The 22,579-nt window shown below is 51.0% G+C and carries 16 protein-coding genes, 3 pseudogenes, 1 CRISPR repeat array and 1 riboswitch (1 of these 21 only partly in view); of the genes and pseudogenes, 3 read left to right on the top strand and 16 right to left on the bottom strand.

The window, feature by feature from the left end; genetic code table 11:
- Positions 1-542: direct repeats of the CRISPR family, unit length 30 nt; unit sequence GTTTCAATCCCTCATAGGTACGATAAAAAC (it extends 87 nt beyond the left edge of the window).
- Positions 543-914: 372 nt separating this feature from the next.
- The 6 genes from kdpDN to ACVX3G_RS04025 all read right to left on the bottom strand — a co-directional run bounded on the left by kdpDN (position 915) and on the right by ACVX3G_RS04025 (position 7,236).
- Positions 915-2,039: a KdpD-like non-kinase potassium sensor gene (gene kdpDN, locus ACVX3G_RS04050; protein WP_011232715.1), complete on the bottom strand. Its 1,125-nt coding sequence runs from the start codon at positions 2,037-2,039 to the stop codon at positions 915-917.
- On the bottom strand, positions 2,029-2,607 hold the full coding sequence (kdpC, locus tag ACVX3G_RS04045) for a potassium-transporting ATPase subunit KdpC (protein ID WP_011232716.1): 579 nt from the start codon (positions 2,605-2,607) through the stop codon (positions 2,029-2,031). The genes kdpDN and kdpC overlap by 11 nt, the downstream gene beginning before the upstream one ends.
- Positions 2,608-2,625: 18 nt before the next feature.
- Positions 2,626-4,659, bottom strand: coding sequence for a potassium-transporting ATPase subunit KdpB (gene kdpB, locus ACVX3G_RS04040; RefSeq protein WP_011232717.1), 2,034 nt, complete (start codon positions 4,657-4,659; stop codon positions 2,626-2,628).
- 15 nt (positions 4,660-4,674) lie between these two features.
- Positions 4,675-6,357: a potassium-transporting ATPase subunit KdpA gene (gene kdpA, locus ACVX3G_RS04035; RefSeq protein WP_011232718.1), complete on the bottom strand. Its 1,683-nt coding sequence runs from the start codon at positions 6,355-6,357 to the stop codon at positions 4,675-4,677.
- 66 nt (positions 6,358-6,423) lie between these two features.
- Positions 6,424-6,486, bottom strand: a complete 63-nt coding sequence (gene kdpF / locus ACVX3G_RS04030) for a K(+)-transporting ATPase subunit F (protein ID WP_367779365.1) — start codon at positions 6,484-6,486, stop codon at positions 6,424-6,426.
- Between the two features lie 308 nt (positions 6,487-6,794).
- Positions 6,795-6,953: riboswitch (cyclic di-AMP (ydaO/yuaA leader) on the bottom strand.
- A gap of 157 nt (positions 6,954-7,110) precedes the next feature.
- Positions 7,111-7,236 carry a hypothetical protein gene (locus ACVX3G_RS04025; protein WP_241771934.1) on the bottom strand — a complete coding sequence of 42 codons (126 nt, stop codon included), beginning with the start codon at positions 7,234-7,236 and terminating at the stop codon, positions 7,111-7,113.
- On the opposite strand from ACVX3G_RS04025, the gene ACVX3G_RS04020 reads away from it, so the two are divergent.
- Both ACVX3G_RS04020 and ACVX3G_RS04015 read left to right on the top strand, forming a co-directional pair.
- Positions 7,195-7,347 carry a hypothetical protein gene (locus ACVX3G_RS04020; protein WP_223812699.1) on the top strand — a complete coding sequence of 51 codons (153 nt, stop codon included), beginning with the start codon at positions 7,195-7,197 and terminating at the stop codon, positions 7,345-7,347. The genes ACVX3G_RS04025 and ACVX3G_RS04020 overlap by 42 nt on opposite strands.
- A gap of 180 nt (positions 7,348-7,527) precedes the next feature.
- Positions 7,528-7,723: pseudogene (locus tag ACVX3G_RS04015) on the top strand (tryptophan 2,3-dioxygenase family protein); the annotation flags it as partial.
- A 323-nt stretch (positions 7,724-8,046) separates the two neighbouring features.
- On the opposite strand, the gene ACVX3G_RS04010 reads toward ACVX3G_RS04015, so the two are convergent.
- The 7 genes and pseudogenes from ACVX3G_RS04010 to ACVX3G_RS03980 all read right to left on the bottom strand — a co-directional run.
- Positions 8,047-9,231, bottom strand: a complete 1,185-nt coding sequence (locus ACVX3G_RS04010) for a M20 family metallopeptidase (RefSeq protein ID WP_033026498.1) — start codon at positions 9,229-9,231, stop codon at positions 8,047-8,049.
- Positions 9,232-9,264: 33 nt separating this feature from the next.
- Positions 9,265-10,494, bottom strand: coding sequence for a hydantoinase/carbamoylase family amidase (locus tag ACVX3G_RS04005; RefSeq protein ID WP_033026504.1), 1,230 nt, complete (start codon positions 10,492-10,494; stop codon positions 9,265-9,267).
- A 156-nt stretch (positions 10,495-10,650) separates the two neighbouring features.
- On the bottom strand, positions 10,651-11,979 hold the full coding sequence (locus ACVX3G_RS04000) for a helix-turn-helix domain-containing protein (RefSeq protein ID WP_014196895.1): 1,329 nt from the start codon (positions 11,977-11,979) through the stop codon (positions 10,651-10,653).
- Between the two features lie 256 nt (positions 11,980-12,235).
- Positions 12,236-13,608, bottom strand: a pseudogene (locus tag ACVX3G_RS03995) (UDP-glucose dehydrogenase family protein).
- Between the two features lie 242 nt (positions 13,609-13,850).
- Entirely contained in the window at positions 13,851-15,191 is a 1,341-nt protein-coding gene (locus tag ACVX3G_RS03990; protein ID WP_025039105.1) for an N-acetylmuramoyl-L-alanine amidase family protein, read from the bottom strand.
- Between the two features lie 409 nt (positions 15,192-15,600).
- Positions 15,601-15,777 (bottom strand): hypothetical protein, encoded by a 177-nt coding sequence (locus ACVX3G_RS03985; protein ID WP_014195142.1) that lies wholly within the window; start codon positions 15,775-15,777, stop codon positions 15,601-15,603.
- Positions 15,778-15,795: 18 nt separating this feature from the next.
- Positions 15,796-15,840: pseudogene (locus ACVX3G_RS03980) on the bottom strand (SEC-C metal-binding domain-containing protein); the annotation flags it as partial.
- 121 nt (positions 15,841-15,961) lie between these two features.
- Between ACVX3G_RS03980 and ACVX3G_RS03975 the strand changes: the two are divergent.
- Positions 15,962-16,672 carry a plasmid pRiA4b ORF-3 family protein gene (locus tag ACVX3G_RS03975; protein ID WP_011232727.1) on the top strand — a complete coding sequence of 237 codons (711 nt, stop codon included), beginning with the start codon at positions 15,962-15,964 and terminating at the stop codon, positions 16,670-16,672.
- A gap of 86 nt (positions 16,673-16,758) precedes the next feature.
- Here ACVX3G_RS03975 and ACVX3G_RS03970 read toward each other — a convergent pair whose 3' ends face one another.
- From ACVX3G_RS03970 to ACVX3G_RS03960, 3 genes are all read right to left on the bottom strand, one after another.
- Positions 16,759-18,093, bottom strand: a complete 1,335-nt coding sequence (locus tag ACVX3G_RS03970) for an SEC-C domain-containing protein (RefSeq protein WP_014195141.1) — start codon at positions 18,091-18,093, stop codon at positions 16,759-16,761.
- A gap of 498 nt (positions 18,094-18,591) precedes the next feature.
- Entirely contained in the window at positions 18,592-20,787 is a 2,196-nt protein-coding gene (locus tag ACVX3G_RS03965; protein WP_479454580.1) for a YecA family protein, read from the bottom strand.
- Positions 20,788-21,084: 297 nt separating this feature from the next.
- Entirely contained in the window at positions 21,085-22,401 is a 1,317-nt protein-coding gene (locus tag ACVX3G_RS03960; protein WP_020279252.1) for an SEC-C domain-containing protein, read from the bottom strand.
- Positions 22,402-22,579: the final 178 nt, after the last annotated feature.

Below are 22,579 nucleotides of genomic sequence, written 5' to 3'. Positions count from 1 at the left end.
CGATAAAAACAAACAAGTTGAAAATTACTCAAGAGCTTTCAAATGTAGCGTTTCAATCCCTCATAGGTACGATAAAAACGGAAGCCAGCCAATCGCCAAGACAGCGAGAGAATAGTTTCAATCCCTCATAGGTACGATAAAAACCGACCGATGACTTTTTAGACAGACTGTGGGGTTGAGTTTCAATCCCTCATAGGTACGATAAAAACTGGACAGCCGGAGTCTGCATCCTCTCATCCTCCACCTACGTTTCAATCCCTCATAGGTACGATAAAAACGCTGCCCGAGCTGCGATTGCCAATTGTGTTTCTTGGCGTTTCAATCCCTCATAGGTACGATAAAAACTCGTCCGGCGTCAGCGTCTCCACAAATTCGCGGACATGTTTCAATCCCTCATAGGTACGATAAAAACGCGAAGGTTCGGAAGCTCATGCACAAGTACCCGGAGTTTCAATCCCTCATAGGTACGATAAAAACCCGGGCGCTTTTGAAGAAATCGCCCCGGAAGCCTTGTTTCAATCCCTCATAGGTACGATAAAAACCCCAGAAAGCACTTGATATATCAATCTTTTTGCTCCAAAGTTATTTTCAGAATACCATAATCCAAAAATTCTGTCAATCGTGTTCATGTACGATGGCTGTAGGCTTGAAGTGTGTAAAAAGATTGTCGTCGATCCCCCGGGGTTTTTGCACGATTGGAGGTCGACGACAATGCTATGCACAGCGTGCACTTTGAATTTCCTCTCGTCTCGTGCGCTGCTTAGCCGCTTAAGTCCGTCAACAGCCTGTACGCAATGCACATTGATTTTATCATACGTTTTGGCTGGCGCCAGCCGACATTCATCTTCCGCTTATTGCTTGAATTGCGAACGGGAGTCTTCTTTTGGAACTATGATCAAAGATGCCCCTCTTCTCTATCTGTCAGATACAACAAGCACATCAACATGTTTAAGTTGCTGCATAATTACATTAATGAGCGATCCTTTCCATATTTCCTCCCATCTCGTCCGAGCAGACATCCCCATCACAATCTGGGTGATTTTATATTCTCGACATACATCCACGATTTGATGGGCAACACGGCGCGAGGCAGCCTCTCGAACGAGAAAAGTGGCGCCAAATTGCTTAGCCATTTTCTCCCATTCTGCTATCGTCCTTTCTGGCGATTGTCTTTTCTGCTTAATGTGCAAAATGTATAACTCGGCGTTTAATCGTTGAGCGATCCGCCATCCACGTCGAATCAATTTTTCAGCGTTTGGCCGATAGTTGACACACACTAGAATTTTTTCATGAATGCCGGTCGGTTCTTCAATTCCCTGTTCTTCTCTCTCTTTCTCCAAACGCATCTCAATATCATCGGCCACTTCTCTTAACGTCAACTCCCGCAAGGCAACGAGATTGCCCTTGCGAAAAAAATGATTGAGCGCCTGATCAATTTTTTCTTTCCCATATACTTTCCCTTCTTTAATGCGCTCGCGCAACGCTTCCGGCGTGATATCAATCACTTCGATTTCATCGGCTTCCCTAAGCATAAAATCTGGCACGCGTTCATTCACTTGGACCCCTGTTACTTGCTCAACGATATCATGAACACTTTCTAGATGTTGAATATTCATTGCCGTCCAAACATGAATTCCCGCCTGCAAAATTTCTTGTACATCCTGATAGCGCTTTTTGTTTTTACTGCCCGGGGCGTTGGTATGGGCCAATTCGTCCACAATCACCACATCCGGGTTGCGTCGAATCACCGCGTCGACATCCAATTCCGCAAATTCTTTTCCTTTATAATGGATTTTCTTGCGAGGAATGATTTCCAAGTCTTTGATTTCTGCCTCTGTCTCAGCCCGTCCGTGTGTTTCAACAATTCCGATGACGATATCGATCCCTTTTTCTCTCACATCGTGAGCATCCCTCAACATATGAAATGTTTTCCCGACACCAGGGGCCGCCCCAATATAAATTTTGAGGCGGCCTTTCTTCATATTTTCGATTTTCTTCAATATCTCTTCCGGAGTCATTCGTCTATATTTATGATTCATTCCGTTTGGAACGCTCCTCCACTAATTTTTGAACAGCCATATTTAAGCGCACAACGTTGACCCGCGGTTCACCAAAAACGCCCATCGCTCTTCCTTCAATGTGCTGCTTGACCAAACGGGTCAATTGTTGCTCCGATAATCCCGTTGCCTTTGCTACCATCGGCACTTGGAACAATGCGGCAGCCGGGCTAATATGAGGGTCGAGTCCAGATCCTGAATTGGTGATTAAATCGATAGGGATATCTTTTTTCGTCTTTCCAGGAACTTTTTTCAACCATTGCTCTGCATCTTTCTCCATCCGTTCCATCATTTCTTTGCTGGAAGGCCCATAATTTGGTGAACCTGATGCACTTGCATCATATTGAATCGACGAAGGGCGGCCGTGAAAATAGGAGTCCCCCTGAAATGATTGTCCAATCAATTCCGAACCGATGGCTCTTCCCTTCTCATAAATAATGCTTCCTTTCGCTTGATGAGGAAATAACAACTGGGCAAGGCCCGTCATCGCTGCCGGATACCCGAGCCCAAGCAAAACGATCATGAGCAAAGCAAGGCGAATATTTCTCATGCCAAATCCTCCTCTCTTTTACATAAACAGGCCTAGGGCAAGATCAATGACCTTTATGCCAATGAATGGAGCAATGACTCCTCCGCCTCCATAAATCAACATATTTCTACGCAAAAGTTTTTCCGATGACATCGGTTGATAGCGCACCCCTCTCATCGCCAACGGAATCAACAGAGGGATGATCACCGCATTGAAAATTAACGCGGATAAAATGGCGCTCGCTGGCGAATGCAGATGCAAAATATCGATCGATTTCATCTGCGGAATGCTGGCCACAAACACAGCCGGCAAAATAGCAAAATATTTGGCAATATCATTGGCAATGCTAAATGTGGTCAATGCCCCCCGGGTCATCAGCAGTTGCTTCCCGATGGATATCACTTCAATAATTTTCGTCGGATCGGAGTCTAAATCAATCATATTCGCCGCTTCTTTTGCCGCCATCGTACCGCTATTCATGGCCAATCCGACATCCGCCTGCGCCAAAGCCGGCGCGTCATTCGTACCATCCCCCGTCATAGCAACCAAATTCCCTTTCGCTTGTTCTTCCCGAATAACACGAATCTTGTCTTCCGGCTTGCTTTCCGCAATAAACTCATCCACTCCTGCCTCGTTGGCAATCGTTGCAGCGGTCAGTGGGTTGTCTCCTGTGCACATGATCGTTTTGATCCCCATTTTTCTCAATTCATCAAATCGTTGGCGCATTCCCGGTTTTACGGTATCTTTCAAATAGATGATGCCCACGATGTCTGCTCCAACGGAGACAGCCAACGGCGTGCCCCCCTGTTTAGCGATTTGTTCGCTTTTTTCTTTCAAATCGCTTGGAATGCGGCCGCCCAGCTGTTTGACATGACGGGAAATGGCATCCACCGCTCCCTTGCGATACGGAATGCCTTGAACGTTCATGCCGCTCATTCTTGTCTCGGCAGTAAACGGGACAAACTCCTCGTGTTCATACTCAGCAACATCTGCTTTCCATCCTTGCTGTTTCGCCAATTCAAGAACAGAACGCCCCTCAGGTGTCTCATCCTTAATCGAAGACAAAACGGCTGCTTCCCGTACTTGCTCCTCTGTAGTCCCGCCAACAGGAATAAACTGGGCGGCCATTCGATTTCCAAACGTAATCGTTCCCGTCTTATCAAGCACGATAGTTGTAACGTCCCCTGCCGCTTCCACCGCTTTTCCGGACATCGCCAACACGTTGAATTGTGTCAAGCGGTTCATCCCGGCGATTCCAATGGCCGATAATAAGCCGCCAATGGTCGTCGGAATCAAACAAACAAGCAAGATGATCAAGGTTGTTATCGACAAATGGATGCCGACATAACGGGCAATCGGAACTAATGTGACAACGACAATCAAAAAGATGAGCGTGAGAGTCACAAGCAAAATGTTCAGCGCCAACTCGTTCGGCGTTTTTTGCCTCGTTGCTCCTTCAACAAGAGAGATCATTTTATCCAAAAAAGACTCGCCGGGGTCGGCTGTGATTTTTACTTTAATCCAATCGCTGACGACTTTTGTGCCGCCTGTCACCGAACTGAAATCTCCCCCTGCCTCCTTAATAACAGGGGCGGATTCCCCAGTAATGGCCGATTCATCAATGGACGCCAACCCTTCTATGATTTCGCCGTCACCTGGAATGAGATCACCGGCTTCGACGAGAACAATATCCCCTTTTCGCAACTGTGTGGACGCAACCAGTTCTATTTCCCCTTTTGCGCTGATCCGCTTGGCGATCGTATCCGCTTTCGTTTTCTTGAGCGATTCCGCTTGTGCCTTTCCTCGTCCTTCCGCCAAAGCCTCAGCAAAATTAGCGAATAAAATCGTGAGCAAAAGAATGACGAATACCGCTAATTCATATTTCCAATCCTCTATTCTAAAAAAGCGAGGAAACAAAAGCATAAGCAACACGATCAATGTTCCAATCTCGACGACAAACATTACTGGGTTGCGCATCATCACAAGAGGATTTAACTTTTTGACGCTCTCTATTGCCGCTTGCCGCACAAGCTCTGGCTGAAACAGTGATTGGCGATTGTCATTCCCTCTCATCTCGACGTTTCCTCCTTAGCGAATGGTTAAATATTCCGCCACCGGACCCAGGATCAGAACAGGGAAAAAGGTAAGTGCTCCGATAATGAACACTGTCCCAAATAAAATGACGCCGAATGTGGCTGTATCGGTACGGAATGTTCCAATGGTTTCGGGCACTGGCTGTTTTCCGACCAAAGACCCAGCGACCGCAAGCATCGCAATAATGGAAACATATCTCCCCAAAAGCATGACAACACCAGTCGAAATGTTCCAAAATGCCGTATTATCCTTCAATCCCTCAAATCCTGACCCATTGTTCGCCGCCGAAGATGTATATTCATACACCACTTGCGAAATGCCGTGGAAGCCAGGATTGCTGATTGCCTCGGTCCCCATGTGCGTCATTAACGCTATGGCTGACGGCGCCAAAATAATGAGAGGATGAAGCAACAACGCGATGACGATCAGCTTCATTTCCTTTGGCTCGATCTTGCGCCCTAAAAATTCAGGTGTACGCCCGACCATCAAGCCTGATAAAAAAACGGCAATCATCGCATACATCATGATGTTCACAAACCCTACCCCATCGCCGCCAAACACGTTATTTAACATCATTAATGCCAGCGGAACGAGCCCCCCAATCGGAGTCAAACTATCGTGCATATTGTTGACTGACCCGGTTGTGGCCGCTGTCGTGATCGCCGTAAATAAACTGGACAGCGGAATGCCGAAACGTACTTCCTTGCCTTCCATATTTCCTTGGTCAGCTGCAAATCCTGATTTGCCCACAAGGGGATTCCCAGATTGTTCCGCATTGTACACAACCCCAAGCATCATGACGAACAAAACGAACATTGTCGCAAACAATACCCACCCCTGTTTGCGATTTTTTACAGCATGACCATACGTAAAAGGCAGAGCCGCTGGAATGCACCACATCGATAACATCTCGATTACGTTCGTAAACGGATGAGGATTTTCAAACGGATGAGACGAGTTCGCTCCGAAAAATCCCCCTCCGTTTGTCCCGAGGTGTTTGATGGACTCAAGCGAAGCGACAGGTCCCAGCGCTAACGTTTGTGTGCCTCCCTCTAATGTTGATACAGCCATGCGGGCCAAGAAGGTTTGCGGAACCCCAAAGGCCACTAACAAGATCGTTACGATGACAGATAGCGGGAGCAATACACGCACATTCGCGCGCACAAAATCTTGATAAAAATTCCCTATCGTTTTTCCTTTTTTAGACAACGCGCGAATTAAAGCAGTAGCAACAGTCAGTCCCGTGGCGGCTGACGTGAACATCATCATCGTCACAAATAACATCTGTGATAAAATGGATAATCCAGATTCTCCGCTATAATGCTGCAGGTTTGTATTTGTCATAAAACTAACCACAGTGTTAAACGTAAGAGTCGGCTCCATATTTTCCACTTTGGCCCCATTAAGCGGCAAATAATGTTGAATACGCAAAAGCCCATAGGATATACCTAACAATGCCGCATTCACGATCAACAATGCTGTACAATACGACTTCCAAGTCATCTCTTCTAGTGAGCGAATACCTGATAATCGATAAATCACCGCTTCAATGGGCGAAAAGAAACGATCGATCTTTCCTTTTTCAAAGAAAGCCACATATAAATATTTTCCCAATGGCACCGCGATAACGATCAACAACAAGAAAATAAGTGTATATTGCGAAAAGACATGCCACATGTTTCTTCCCCCTCACGCGTGATCACTCATATTCCAATTCATAACTGAATTTATCTGACCGTCAGTTCAAAATTTTTCCGGGTAAATAAGTGCGTATACGAGATAGCAAAATACCCCCAATATCACCATCCCTACTATCCAGATCATTGTTCTTCTCCTCCATTCACCACGGAATCACACCAAACAGAAAATTCATAAAAGAGAATAAAGCTCACGACAAGCAAAACAACCATCATCACATCCCACATCAGTGATCCCTCCGCCTTTTGTCATCTTTCCGCTTAAAGTTCGGAAACATTGACTTATACATACACGAAGATTTCTCAACAAACCAAATTTATTATTTTTTACATAAATTACATATTTTTTATAAAAAAGAACAAAAAAAGACAGCCAGAGGGTATCTGGCTGCCTATGTCAAGCCATAGGAAATACCCCCCTTCTCTCAACACGCTTACGAGGTTAGCTGACGGATTCGGGTGATGAGAGTCACCCTACCCGTTCAGAACAGGCGTCCTGAACAGGATTCACCCCATGTGGCGCACAAAGCCACGGTTGGTTCCCCCGCTCCTATTCGGATTCAGCGATCTTTAGGGAATGAATGGTTATTTAATTTGAGGCTCATTATACTCTTGGTCCACCATACCGTCAAACAGCTAAAATTAGCTATTTTTTTGAAAATAAACGGAAAAATCATCAAGAAAGCGTTTTACATTTATTTTTTCATAAGCTAACTAATTTATTCTTTATTTTTCATCTATTTTCAAGCACCCGAGTTCGACAGTGACTAGGCAAACAAAATGCCTCTCGACCCTCGATGCAATAAGAGACGGAGCATTGGGTGTTTATGAGTTGAAAATATCCGATCCATCCCATGATGTATTGATTTACTCGCTGGATGTGCTCCTGCATGGAGAGGATCTAGTTGGGATTCGTCAGTTGTCGAATCCGCTGTTTCAGGCGTTGGACGACATGGGTTACATCGTGTAAAACAATTTGGGGTGCCTTGGTTAATTTTCTTATCGATTGCATATGCCATTTAAAAAGGTTCATGCAATGCACCTTGCAGCAAACTATTCCGCGCAGTCAAACACAACAGCGGCCAATGCTGACCGATCATCGTAAACGTAGCGTGATCCATCTACTAATTGGAAAAAGGGGTCGAACAACATGACGAACTTTCAAGATCCATTCGGACTGGAGGAAGGGATTCACACGGATTTTCAAGAGGACATTCGTATGCAGGCTGCCTTCAGCTTGATAAAATTTTGTCAAGCCAGCGGCGACTGTCCGATTCATCATGATGAAATGCTATTTATCATTTATTCACCAAACAAGCGAACTTTGGATGAAGCTCATGTTACATTAAATGAAAAGTTGCGATTCAATGCACGTTAGACAACCATAAAGCATGTAAGAAGGCACGGATGCATTCCATGCCTTCTTTGCTTTCCCCGTCCATTGATAAGCACGATGTCCAATCGCCAACTTTTCCTCCTACATCGCCCGCTTTCCTTCTTTCACCGTAACTGGGCCAAACGGAATCCAACTCACCACAACGTTGATGCTGTCACTAAAATCATCGACCCTGGCACCATGGCAGTGAGCAACCCAGCGGCGCCAATCAATCCCGCCACCCAAGGATCAAACGTTTGAACTGACAATCTTGGATATGTCAAGCGAAAACAGCTATTCCGCCCCCGCCAACAGTTTCAACGTCGCCGCGACAAACATTTGCACGCCAATCTCAAGCGCGTCTTCGTCAATCGTAAAGCGCGGGTGGTGGTGCGGGTAAACGATGCCTTTTTCTACATTGCCCGCGCCGACGTAGAAAAAGCTGCCGGGCGCTTTTTGCAAAAAGGCGGAGAAATCTTCGCCGCCCATGTTCGGTTTCAAGCGGGCCACTGCCTCTTCGCCGAACAGCTCGCACGCCGTTTCCTCCATGACGCGGGTCACTTCATCGTAGTTGATGACCGGGCGGTAGCCGTAGTCAAATCGAAACTCATACGAGGCGCCGTGCGCTTCGGTGATCCCTTTGACAATGCGCTCCATCCATTGCGGCACCGTGCGCCGCAGCGTCTCATCGAACGTGCGCACTGTCCCTTGGATTTCGACCTCCCCAGGCAGGACATTATGCGCCGTACCCGCCACAAATTGCGTCACGGACAGAACAAGCGGCTCGAGCGGGTCGACATAGCGCGAGACAATGTGCTGCAAGTTCGTCACGACTTGCGCTCCGATGGCGATCGCATCGATCGTTTGGTGCGGCATCGCCCCGTGGCCGCCTTTGCCGATGATGCGGATGAAAAAGCGGTCGGGTGCGGCCATCATCGGCCCATACACAATGCCGATTTTTCCGCGCTCGAGCGGCGACCAAAGGTGAGTGCCGATGACGACGTCCACCCCGTCCATGACACCAGCTTGCACCATCTCCTCCGCCCCGCCGGGGAACAATTCTTCCGCGTGTTGGAACAAAAAGCGGATTTCACCGCGAATGTCATCGCGCAGCTGGGAGAAAATTTTCGCCGTCCCGAGAAGCATCGCCGTATGGCCGTCATGTCCGCACGCATGCATCACGCCTGGGTTTTTTGAGGCAAACTCAAACGTGTTTTCCTCTTGAATCGGCAATGCGTCCATATCAGCGCGAATGGCGACGACCCGGCCTGGCTGTTGGCCAATGAGCCGCGCCATGACGCTCGTTTTCGTCGGCCGCGAAAGTTCAAGATGACCGAATGATTGCAGCGTCTCATAGACAAACTGCGCTGTTTTCTCTTCTTGGAACGACAATTCCGGATGGGCATGCAAATGACGGCGCCAGGCGATGACGTCCGTTTTCACTTCATCGACGAGTCGTTTGATTTCTTCACTTGTCATCCATGGTCTCCCCCTGTTCGTTTGTCTTTTTCGTTATTCCCCTTGGGCCAGTTGCCACACTGTATGATAAAGCACCTCTGCTCCAGCGGCGCAGTCTTCTTTAGTACTCCATTCCGCCGGACTATGACTCACTCCGTCTTGGGAGCGGACAAAAATCATCCCGATTGGGCAAATCGGAGCCAACTGTACGCTGTCATGGGCTGCGCCGCTCGGCAGCCAAAACGACGGGTAGCCAAGCTTTTGGCACGCCGCCTCCGCCGCGCGCTTCACCTCATCGGAACATAGCACCGGCGGCATTTCTTGCAGCCGCTCGGTCGTGACGCGGACGTTCCGCTCCTTGGCGATCGTCTCTGCCCGCACGGCTATGGCTTTCCATACTTGATCGCGCACCTCAGCCTTCAAGTCGCGCAAATCGAGCACAAATTCGACCCGTTCCGGAATGACATTAATACCGCCCGGATATACATGCAACTGTCCTACAGTACCGACCGTTGTCCCTGTTCGTCTTGCTTCCTCTTCGATCACTATGATGATCTGGGCGGCCGCCGCCATCGGGTCGCGCCGCAATGACATCGGCGTGGCGCCGGCATGTTCCGCCTTTCCTTCGATGGTAAATTTCACCCAAATCAGACCGGCGATGCCAGTGACGATGCCAACTGGAAGTCCTGTCTCCTCAAGCACCCGTCCTTGTTCGATATGCAATTCGACATAGGCTTTCACCGTTCCTGGTTTTCGCGCTGCCTGCGGCAAGCGGTCCGGGTCAAGCCCCGCCTGTTTCATCGCTTCAGCGAGGGAAATCCCTTCCGCGTCGCGGCACTCGAGCGCTTCCGGCGGCAGTGTTCCGGCCATGGCGCGGCTGCCGATCATGCCGAAACGAAAGCGCGCTCCCTCTTCGTCAGTGAACGCCACTACTTCAATTGGGTGGTGCGTCACAACACCGTGCTCGTTCATCGTCTGAACGACTTCCACGCCGGCCAACACCCCGAGCGGTCCATCAAAGCAGCCGCCGTTGTAAACCGAATCGAGATGAGATCCAACAAGGACGACCGTGGCATCCGGATTCGTCCCTTCTTTCCGTCCGATCAAGTTGCCAGCCGCGTCTTCATATACGAAAAGCCCGGCTTCGCGCATGTAGGAAGCGACGAGATCTTTGGCCCGCCGCTCTTCAGCAGTGAACGAGAGGCGCGTGACGCCGCCGCTTGGTTGCTTGCCGACCTCCCCTAGTTCCATGAGCCGTTGCCAAAGACGTTCCCCTTGAATCAAGCTATCCTCCCCTCACGCCAATTACGGATAATTTTCGGATATGTCCTTAATTATAATGGAAACAGATGAAATTTTCAAATAATACAAATAATACAAACGCCTTCAAGACAACAAAAAACTTCTGCCTGTCGCTAAAGGCAGAAGCTGATCGAGCAATTATAAGAAAATGCGGTATACTTTGCGCGGACGCCCGCGCGGATACGGGTTTGTTTCCCCGGCCACTTCGGCAAGGCCCACGGTCTCCAATTGGTTTAAAATCCGGCGGGCGCTGCGCGGCACAATCCCCATGTAAGAGGCCAACTCATGCGCTTCGATCTCGTTGGTTCCTCGTTTTTGCAATATTGCTTTCAATTTGCAGAGCGTCGCGGCGCTTAATCCCGTCCGCTCCGCCAGCTGCCGCAGTTCTCCGCCGCCGAGCGAATAGCGGAGGTGCACACTTTTTCCTAACGGACCCGAGATCGTTCCGTCATCAAACACCACCATCCACGCACCCCGTCCGCTTTGTTTCGCATGCAAAAACGCCTTCCCAGCCTGAATTTCGGCCTCATACGCCGTTCGGCCGATGCCGATTCCGCACGCGATGACCTCGCTGTACAAGAGCTCCGTCTCCTCCGCCGAGGGGACCGTTTTATAGCCATCGGTGATCTCTTTTAATGCGCCCCTTGTCGTAAAAATGACATAGCGGCCCGGCCCGGCGCTTTTCAGCGACCCTTGGACTTTTTTTGCATACCGTAGCAATTTTTCCGTTGTCTTCATCTCCAGACGATATATGTCATCGGTCGAAAATGTCTCTGGGGAGGCCGCCTGCATCGCATCGACTTCAATCATTTGCACGGCGATTTGCGCATCTTGCACCTGCAGCATCTGTCCGGTGCGAATGATGGTTTGGATGACCGCTTCCACCGCCGAGCGGGCAGGCAATACCCGATACACCGGCATTCCGAGTTTCTCCAGTTCGAGATGGGCTGTCCGCAAACAGGTGACCGCTGCTTCCGTTTTCCCTTGTTTCCAAAGGGTGTAATGATAGTCGGACAGTTCCTGGGCCGAAATGCCTCCCTCGTAATGCTTGACGTATGGAATCGGCTCCTCGATGCCCGCCTCTTCGAGCAGCCGTTCGATTTCGCGGCGCTCGTACGTGTCAAAACTAAGCCGGCTGACCGGAATCTGCTCCGTATAGTGCGCCTGCAGCAGTGTGCGGTACAAGCTGGCACCAATATGTGGCACATAAAACAGCGGCGCATCGACCTCACTGGACTGCTTGACGATCGAATACGGCACTTGTCCGGAAAACAGCCACATATCAACTTCTGACGCGAGCGGGCGGATCAAATCGATCACTTCACTTTCATCCCAATACACAACGGGAACGCAAACAAGCTCTTTGTACTCTTGCGCCACCGCCTGAATAATTGACAGCGAATCGTCCGCACCAAACAGACCTAAGCGAATGCGGATGATACATCCCTCCTTTTGCCGCCTGCCCATAGCGGTGGGAAAAGACGGCTTCTTCAGCCGCTCTCTTCCCCGCCTGTCTCCGCTTTCAAAGTGGCGGGCCACGACCCCACGTTTTCCCATAAAACCACTGGAAACATAACCTTCTCTTTCTTTGAAACGGCGATTGATGCCCCGCGCCCGCCGGCATGTCTACTATCCCACTTCCATCGAACGGACAGACCGCCTTATTCCCTTTTTTACAAAAAAGCCGTCGTGGCGATGCGAACGGGACAATTAAGCGGCATCCCTATTCACTTTGTTTGTGGAAAAAGGCAGCTGAGGCGCACTGGAGAACGTCAACAGCCCGATCCACTTTCAGCTGCCTATGCCCCACCGGCCGACCGATCGACTCGTAGATGAGGCCGGCGGCGTCGGCTTGTTTCGGGTCGTAGCAGTTGCGCCCGTCAAGCACAATTGGCCGATTCATCAGCGTCTTGTAACGGTGAAGGTCAAATTGCAGCACAGCCGGCCATTCGGTGAAAATGAAACAAACATCCGCGCCGCGAATGGCTTCCTCCATTGTCTCGCAACAAACAACCGCATCGCCAAAACGGCGCGAGACATGACCGAGGGCGGCCGGGTCCCAGACGCGCACGTCGGCTCCTTCGGCAATGAGCCGTTCGATGTTCGCCAATGCCGGCGATTCGCGCACATCGTCAGTGCCGGGCTTGAATGCGGCGCCAAGCACAGCAACAGTCCGGTTGCGAAAATCTCCGATGTGCGGACGCGCTTTGTCAAGAAGCTTCCATTTTTGTTTCTCATTGACGTCCATCGCCGCCCACACGGTTTTGAGCGAATAGCCATGGGAGGCAGCCAACGCATAAAGCGCCTTCGTATCTTTCGGCAGGCAAGAGCCGCCGTAGCCGACGCCGGCGCGCAAAAAGCGGCGGCCAATGCGCGGATCCATGCCGATTCCTTCCGCCACCGCCTGAATGTCGGCCCCTACCAACTCGCATACGTTGGCGATCTCGTTGATGTACGAAATTTTCAGCGCCAAAAACACATTGGCAGCGTACTTGATCATCTCTGCGCTTTTGCGGTCGGTGACAACGTACGGGAGCGCAAACGGGGCGTAGAGGTCCTTCATTATCCGCTCAGCTCTCTCCGATTCGACGCCTAACACAATGCGCGGCGCCTGCAACGTATCGCGCACCGCCGTTCCTTGTGACAAAAACTCCGGATTGGAAACGACATCGATACGCACCCCCCGCGTCCGTGTTCCGCCAAAAAGCGAGCCGCTTCGTCTCCCGTACCGACTGGCACGGTCGATTTGATGGCCACAAGGCAGTCGCGTTCGGCCGACGCGGCGATGCGGCGCAGCGTTTCCCATACGTCATCGAGCTTGACCGATCCGTCCGGCAGCGGCGGGGTGCCGACCGCGACCATGATCACTTCCGCCCATCGATACGCTTCCGCATCGTCTGTGGTAAAGCGAAGGCGGGCGCTGTTCCGTTGGATGAGCGGTTCGAGCCCCGGTTCATAAATGGGGACGATTCCTTCATTCAACCGCCGAATTTTTTCCTCATTGACATCCACGCATATGACATCATGACCTTTATCAGCCAGGCAGGCGGCGGTCACAAGCCCAACATACCCCGCCCCGGCGATCGTGATTTTCATCGTTCCTCACACCTTTTTGATCCATTGCGGCTATTGTCGCTTGTTCTCATTATATCGAATCGCCTGGGGATTTTCATTGTTTTCGCCTAGCCGCTGAGTTCACCGGTTGTGCTCTGCGGCCAAAAGAAAACCGGGAGGAGCCACCCCCCCGGTTGCACGGCGTGTTTCCGTTTGCTTGATGACGGCCGATTGATCACAAAAACGAACAGACCGCCGATCAACGATTTCTCCACGATCATTTCTTATTCAAAATAATGCCGAACCGCATCCGCGATCGCGGCCGTCACTGCTTCCTGATAGTCGTCTGTCGCCACCGTCGCCGCATCTGTGCGGTTGCTTACATAGCCGAGCTCAAGCAATACAGACGGTCTGTCGTTTTCCCGCAGCACGTAATAGTCGCCAAACGCAACGCCGCGGAAAGGCAGTGCGGCCAATCGGGAAAGCGGGTCTTCGAATGATTGCGCTAAGCCGTAATCGGCAAAACGGTCGTAATAATAAACGGTGATGCCGCTCGCCTGTTGGTCATCTGCGCTGTCATAATGCAGGCTGATAAACGCATCCGCTTGATACAGGCGCGCCATCGCCACGCGCGCGGACAGCGGCACATACTCATCGCTAGAGCGCGTCAGCACGACGCGGGCGCCGTAAGATTGCAACTTGTTTTTCAGAAGCTTGGCGGTTTCCAACGTCAACTCCTTTTCCTTGATGCCATCGACACTTTGGGCCCCGCCGTCTTTGCCTCCGTGGCCAGCGTCAAGAACGATCGTTTTTCCGGCCAGCGCCTGAACAGGACCGCGCGTCCAGCTGTCTACATAAAGGCGGGAGTCGCTAGGCGCGATGGCTGAAAGCAGCGAGCGGTCAGCCGACTGGGGCGCTTCCGCTTCCTTTTCATTAGCTTGTCCACCCTTTACCTGCACATATGCGGATGACACCCACCCATCAAGCCCTGTTTGGGAGGCAATTTTGTACCATCCCGGTTTCTTTTCCACAATCTCGACCTCTTCACCACGGACAAGGCGTCCGACGCGCGCTGCCTTCAATAACGGCTCAGCCCGAACGTTGAGCGAACTGGCGTTGACGATTCCGGTTTGATGCGAAATCGATGACTCCCGAGCCGCAGTGAGGTATGCTGAAGACACCCAGCCGATCGCACCGTCTGCGATCACTTCCGTCCATTCCCCATCTTCCTTGATGACCCATACCGTTTCTCCCCGCGCCAAATGCCCGATAATTCGCCCATCTCGGCTCGGCTCTTGTCGAAGGCGGAGTCGGTTTTCTTGCACGACGGCCGTCTCTTTTGCCAACGCGACGTACCGCGCGGCGATCCACCCGGTTCGATTCGGTTTCCACTCGATGTTCACCCATCCATCCTTGACCTCGATCAGCCGATACGCCTCGCCGCGGTGAACGTTCGCCAATGGACGGTATGGCACCCCCGGCCCTTGGCGGACGTTCACCTGATCCGCCGTCACCACCGCCAACTGAGCGGTTTTCCCACTCTCCCCTTTCGCCCCCACCGGCCAAGCAGCCGCAGCCAGCCATAGCAAACAAAACAACAGGGCGAGCCATATTCCTCGCCTCATGCGCATTCCCTCCCCCGTTGTCTCCAATTTGTCTACTATATCGTTCGCGCACAACGGGGAATTTCCTGTCTGTCACTTGGGAAAACCGCTCGACAAAACTAGCGGGGCGGCATCCATCAACCGACAATAGCTCTCCTTTTTCTGCATGATGCCTCTTCACACGACAGCAGCCACAACGCGCAACCCAGTCGAACCATCCAGCTACGGCCGACATACCACCATCGCTTCTCTAACCGATGTCCGAATGGATAAGCCGTCCCCATGAAGAAACACGCAGAAGCGCCAAAAGCGCTCCGTGCTCCAACGGGAGACGGTGTCCTTTGTCGCGCTGGAACCATTCAATGACGCGCATTCCATTGGGAAAACGGTGAATGAACAAGCACCAAAGTGTTTCAAAAAATCCAAAATATTACAAATACTTCATACCCTCTATTTTTTGGTAAAACGTCCGTCTCGCCACTGCTTGTTCGTTGTAAGACAGCGATTCATCCAAAAATCGCTGCACCATTTGCGACAGCTCATATTTTTGGCCAAAAAAGCGGCGCTGGCGCACCCGTTTGATTTCATGATTCTGCTGTTTGTTCATGCAGCACTTCTTATACTTTTTCCTACTTCCACACGGGCATGGGTCATTCCAGCCGATCGACATGCGTCATCCTCCTCTCCCATCTTTCTTTATTTCAATATTTCCATCAATAATGTTTAAATTCTACTATGGACAGGATAAACTACTATTATACAAAACGTTTATCCGAAAGGAGACGAGGGCTATGAACCCCGACAATCTTGCTAAACTGATCGACGAATTGTCTGCCATGTTCCATCCGACAGAGCGGGACCGTCCACACGGCAGATGGGTTGAGGCGCCAAAGAGCGCACCCCCCTCCAAACGGCGGCGGTCCAAAACAGCCTACCAGCTGAAAATCACATTAAACGGCATCCGCCCGCCGATTTGGCGGCGCGTCCTTGTTCCCGGACATGCGACATTTCACGAGCTTCATCTCATCATCCAAGAAGCGATGGGATGGGAACAAGCCCATTTATACGAATTCGATTTCGGAAGCGTTCTCATCGGCATCCCTGACGGCTGGGATTCGTTTCAGCTGGAAAAAGAACTGATGGACGCCCGCCGCATCCCATTACAGCAATGGCTGACGGAAGAAAAACAAAAGTTTCTATATATTTACGATTTTGGCGACTACTGGCGCCATACCGTCACTGTTGAAAAGATTGAAACACTCCCAAAACCGTTGGAACGCGCCGCTTGCCTGAAAGGAAAACGGGCGTGCCCTCCCGAGGATTGCGGCGGCGTCTATGGCTACCTGGAGCTGCTGGAAGCGGCGGCGCAAAAAGACTCTCTTGCCGATCCCGAATTGCGCGAGCTGGTAGACTGGATGTACGACATGAAAGGCGAAGATTTTGACCCTGATGCCTTTGACGTCGAGGAAGCGAACGAGCGGCTGGCCTATATCCGATTGTAACGCATGCGAAAGAAGGTATCCGTCATCTCTCAAGGGCACCTTCTTTCGCACCCATCTGTCCTTTGTTGCCTGCTTTGTCCATCGCCTTACAAAAATCCCCGTTCGGCAAACGTCTCCCAGACGAGCTCCTCGAGCTCCTTGCGCAACTCAGCTGCATCGACTCCTTCAAGCAACCCGTCCTTTTTCCATGTTCGGATCGCTTTGTCGATCAAGCGATGGACTTGATCAACGTCCCAGCCCTCGCAATCAAACAACTCCTCAACTTGGTCAAGCCATTCCTCAATCGCACGGTCCAGCTCATCGCCATCCTCCATCCCACCGTCGTCGAACCAGATCTCATCACCGTCATCCCCATCGTCAAAGAGCCACTCATCATCATTCTCGCCCTCATCATCTCCATCATCGAGCAACTCTGTGCGAAATAAAAACAATTCCATCACAGCGGCTTCCACTTCCTCTACAGGAACGCCGTAGTGTTCCGCAACCTTTTCCATATTGACAAATTCTCTTCCAGCCATTTCACTCGCCAAATAACGGAGTGCAGCCGCATACACAGCAGGATTCTTGATGACCGGTTCATCCATTTCGCAATATGCGCGCCAAAGGAACGCAGCCTCGCTGAGCACTAAGGAGGAGGTTGTTTCTTCCTTTTTCTTTAATTCGCGAAAAACATCATCTTGATCTCGATCCCCCCAGTCCTTTTCGCTCAGCAGCTGCCACAACAGCTCATGGACCGCTATTTCAAGCAATTCCGGAAACGACTCGCGCAAAAACACTTCACACGTTTTCGTATCCGGATTCCATTCCGCTTGAAGCGCCCGCGCAAGCCGATCCTTCCCGCTCTTTGGAATCGGCAGCACCTTCATGAAGTACGCCCACTCGTCCCCATGTGGAACGAGGCATCCTACTAACACGTCCCCCTCCCTAGCAGACGGAAGCTCCTCCGGCGTCAAAAAACGGACGTACTTTTCTTTTCTGGTCAACAGATCGCGTACAAGGAAACGCCGCTCATCCTCGATATGAATGATCTCGTCAAACGACGGAACCGCCTCGTCCCATCGCTTCAAATGAGTTTGCACTGCTGGACGCCACCGCGTGCGGCGCCGGCTTCTCATATAGGCTGAAAAAATTGTCATCCCTTTGTCATCAACGTGTCTGTGAAAAATCGCCCAGTTCGTCAGCAATAAATTGGCGCTGGTCTCCAGCTCGTTAGGAAGCCCTTGAAATGGAGAACCAGACATCATGAAAGCAAGCTCTTCCTCATATCGCTCTAACGCAAACGAAAACACATCTTGCATACATTTGGCCACTTCACGGTCAATTAGAGATTCTATCGATACTGCTTCTTTCTTCCCACAACAATGCTTGTACGTTTTCCCACTGCCGCATGGACAAAGATTGTTTCGCGATGCCTTCACCATATAGCTACCTACTTTCTTTGTATCATAGTCATTGAACGTTCTCCCCCTCTACGCTAACGCTCGGGCCAGCTAAACACTTTGGGGAGACATTCACGATCAACGTGTGATGGAACTGCTTTCAGCAACACATATCGCAAGCACTTTGGGACTTCCGCCGCTCATGTCGAGAACATCGATTCGCATTCCATTTTTATCAAAAGGTGCCCTTGGCTTTTTCAAAACATGCCATATTTCCTTCTCCAAGGAGAAATCAGCCAATCCATGATTTTCATGCCGGTTGACACTCCGCACTCCTAAAGGTGTAGGATTCTTGGATCATTCGCGTCCTCATCCGTTTCTCGGTAAAACGAGAAAAACCCTGCTTCTCAAGCACACGTTATGGTGATGGACCAAAATCCTAAGAATATGAATGACTCTTACCATTGGGCTTGCCTGCATAATGGAGAATCATAGAGGCCGAGCCGAGAGAAACAAGCGCCCCGTCATTCATCGGGACGCCTACGGCCGGCGAAGCAAACGGGACAACGAGGCAAGCAGGCGCTCTTGAAACGCAGCCCGTTCTTTCTCCACCTTGTCTGGCCACTCTTGCAGCGCCTGAAGCCACGGCTCTACGTACGGTGAGAAAGACGGCGGATATACGCGGGCAAGATCGTCCAGCTTGCCGTTGCGATCGGTCGCGGCGACGATATACATGCCCGGCAACAGATGCGGCTCTGCCCGCTTCGGAATGTCCCATGTCACCGTTCGGTTATGGGCAAGCCAATCCAGCACCGCCTTCCCCTGTTCCACACGCTTGACGCGGAAAAACGAGAAACCGACGGAAAGGGAAATAGGCAAACCAAACAAACGAGCAAGCTGCCAAGCCATCAGTTCCTCATCCCCCTTTCCGTTCTCGCCCCTCCATTCATCCAGCAAAGCAAAGCAATGTTCCAATTCGCTTCTGACCTCTTCCAGCACGGCACCAATAACAGTTCGATGATTCGTTCCATAACGGCGGTCCAGCCAATCGGCCCACTCAAGCAACATATCGAGCGCTCGGCTCACCACTTCCCATGAAAACGAACTCCATCTTGACGGGATTTGATCGACGATGCATTGTTTCCAGTCTTCTTCTCCTACGTCCTCCCACGATGAAAACGTCCGCCCGGTCATATATTCACACACGAGCAAAACCACGGCCCAACACGCCTCTTTGGCCTCTTTTTCTCCGCTCACGATGACTTCGTTATAAAACGCCAATGCGTCATCGGTAAAATACATCCCTTCCCATTCCGCGCGGATCAACAATGTCTCGGTTCTTTCCGGCCCCATCCATTTCATTTTCCATAAGTCCGAAAGACGATGTGATGAGCTAAACGGAGATGGGGGCAATCCATAACGGGAGCGAATGGGATTCACTCCGATGAGCACCGGCAAATTGGCTCGTTCTTGCATGTTAAACAAATGGAATTCATACTCTTTCAGCCACTCATCCACTTCCTGCACACGCCCCTCGCGCGCCATTTCGTGAGGGGTTTTTCCATTCCATTTCTCAAGCGGGGTGTGAAGGGCTTTTTCCATTTGAACATCCAATCCGGCCATCGTTGCCACCCAAGGGGGAGAGTCTGGGTCTGAATCAATATGAAGCGAAACGTTTTCGATCCCTTTTCGGCGCAAAACGGCTTCTGTCCCCCGTTTTCGTTCTTTTGGGGAATACCCAAACGCCTGCAGCAGCGACACGAGCTGTTCGGCCGTCCCTTCCTCCTCGGTAGACAACACGAGACGCGACCGATGAGCGGATAATGACCCGCCTAATTCAAACACATGAATCGGCTTGGGGGAAATCACTCCGACATAATGGTACACATTGGTGCACCATGAACCTTCCACTTTCTCCCCATCGTCATGATCAATGTGAGCGCGTCCGATCGAAGCAAGCTTCCTCATCGCCTCAGCGGCTTCCTGGCATTCGTATTCATACGTCCATCGCGTGCGCTCCTCTTGCACATCGTCCGCCCTCGGAGGATAGCCTGCATCGACGATATCGAGAAAATGTTCAACGGCTACCTTGTCATACGGCCAATCGGTTTGCGTCAACAAGACGCGAATGTTCTCTTCCGCCCGTTCCACGCCCTTCGGATCCACAATCGATGATACACCGCAAACGTAATAGCCGCCGTCAAATGGCTCCAAAAAGGCAAACATGCCGCCCCAAGGGCGCACAACCTCCAATGTCTCGCAATACGGCATGAGAAGTTTCTCGCCCGTCAACCGGTCAACCGCCACTCCTCCTTCATCATCCAAATCGACAAATTGCACAAGGCGCGGCACAAGCCGAACCCAGCGGTCCAACATTTCCTTGAGCTCCGGAGACAGACGACGCCCTTTTTCCTGTTGAAACCATTCAACGCCGCGCAATCCATTCGGATAACGATGGAGGAAAAAACGCCAAAGCGTCTCAAACACCTTCAACTCTTCACGATGATCCTTTTGTTCGATCATTCGGCGAAATGTACGGTTGACCGCTTCGCGTTCATCATAAGACAGCGATTCATCCAAAAACCGCTGCACCATTTGCGACAGCTCATATTTTTGGTCAAAAAAGCGGCGCTGCCGCACCCGCTTGATTTCACGCTCCTGCTGTTTGTTCATGCAGCACTTCTTATACTTTTTCCCGCTTCCGCACGGGCACGGGTCATTTCGGCCGATTGCCATGCAAAATCCTCCCTTCTAATCATTCCTTTCCAAAACGGCGACCAAGATATTAAAAACGGTCGGAATCGCGCACAAAGCCATTTTTCCCAATCCATTATGGATTCGGTCAAAACCGATCGTTCCCCGCCGCTTTTTTTGGAGTTTCACGAATGGAACGCATTCCATTCCCTGTTTCTACTTATAGAGGGCTTGGGTTGAGCCCAATGATGTTTGAATGAGAGAGCCCTTATGGAACCGGCTTTCCTTTCTGACGAAATGCCGCTGACTTGCGCGCAGCGCCCGTTTTTCTGCCAGCTTCTAGATGAATCCCCGATCGGTGAAGATCTCCCACGCTACATCGCGGAGTTCTTTACGCAATTCTTTTTCATTCACTTCCTCGAGCAGGCCCTCATTCCGCCACGAACGGATGGCGCGGTCAATATGACGGTTGACTCGCTTCTCGTCCCATCCTTCACGCATCAACATCAGATCGATGTCATCGATCCATTCATTGATGCGCGCATCAAGCTCATCCCCTTCCTCTTCGAACCAGTCTTCCTCCCAGTCATCGAGCCATTCCTCGTCGTCTTCATCATCAACAGCCATCAGGAAAAAATCCAACGCCGCCGATCGCACATCTTCTGGCATCACGTCATACCGATCGGCGATGTCTTCCACCTCCGATCCTTCCGCCTTCATCAAATGCCCAGCCACATAGCGGAGCGCCGCCGCGTAGACGGGGACCGAATAAGGGAGGCGGGATGTTTTTCCGCAATAGATCGCCCATATGGCGAACGCTTGATTGAGCAGCGCCGCTGGCGCCTCCAGCTCGTTTTCATCGAGCTCGCGAATGACGGCCGCTTGTTTCGGATCATCCCATTTGAACTGTTTGGCGAACTGCCAAAGCCACTCCAAGAGCACATCGGAAAGCACAGCGACGAACCGATCGCGCATCCATAAAGCCGATGGCTGACCGCTCCACTCCCCTTCTTGTTGAATCGCCCGAAGCAATCGATCTTTCCCTGACGCCGGGAGCGGAAACACCGCTGTGAAACACGTGAACACGTCTTGGTACGGCACAAGGAAGCCGAACACCACATCTCCTGTTTCGATCACGCTCGGCCATTGATGGGAAGCCAATAAATGAACGATCTTTTCCCCTCCCGTCAACAAATCCCGGACAACGGGGCGATTGTCGTCCTCATAGCCGATGAACTCGCCAAGCGACGGAACGGCTCCTTCCCACCTCTCGATGTGAGCCTGAACGGACGGGCGCCACCGCTCCCAATGACGGCTTTTCCGGTAAGCAGAAAAGATCGTTTGTCCTGTTTCATCAAGCGGCCAACAAAACAACATCCAGTTCACCGCCATGATCTGCACGCCAAGCTCGAGTTCCTCCGGCATCTCATCAAGCGGGAACTGGTCTAAAAGCTCTTCCGCCTCCCTCTCATACCGCTGCAAAACAAACTGACGCATATCATTCATGCATTCGATCAACTCGCGGTCAATCAATGACGAAATCGAAACCGCCTCTTTTTTTCCGCAACAATGCTTGTACTTTTTCCCGCTTCCGCACGGGCATAACGCGTTCCGCGGCGTTTCCGCCATATTCGATGCACCTGCTTTCTTTTCCATTTGGACTTTTTCTATTCCTATTATACCATCATCGATAGACGTTCAACCATCACCAGCTTTCTTTCTATCAAAACGCGTACACGTTCAAAAGCTCGCAATGTCCTTTCATGCCGGCTCGAGAACAGACGCGTTTTGTCACATTGCCCCTCTTTTTTCGACACGCTGTCACATGCTATAA

It is taken from the genome of Geobacillus sp. PLS 41, assembly GCF_056494105.1.
This window is presented reverse-complemented; position numbering and strand designations above follow the sequence as displayed.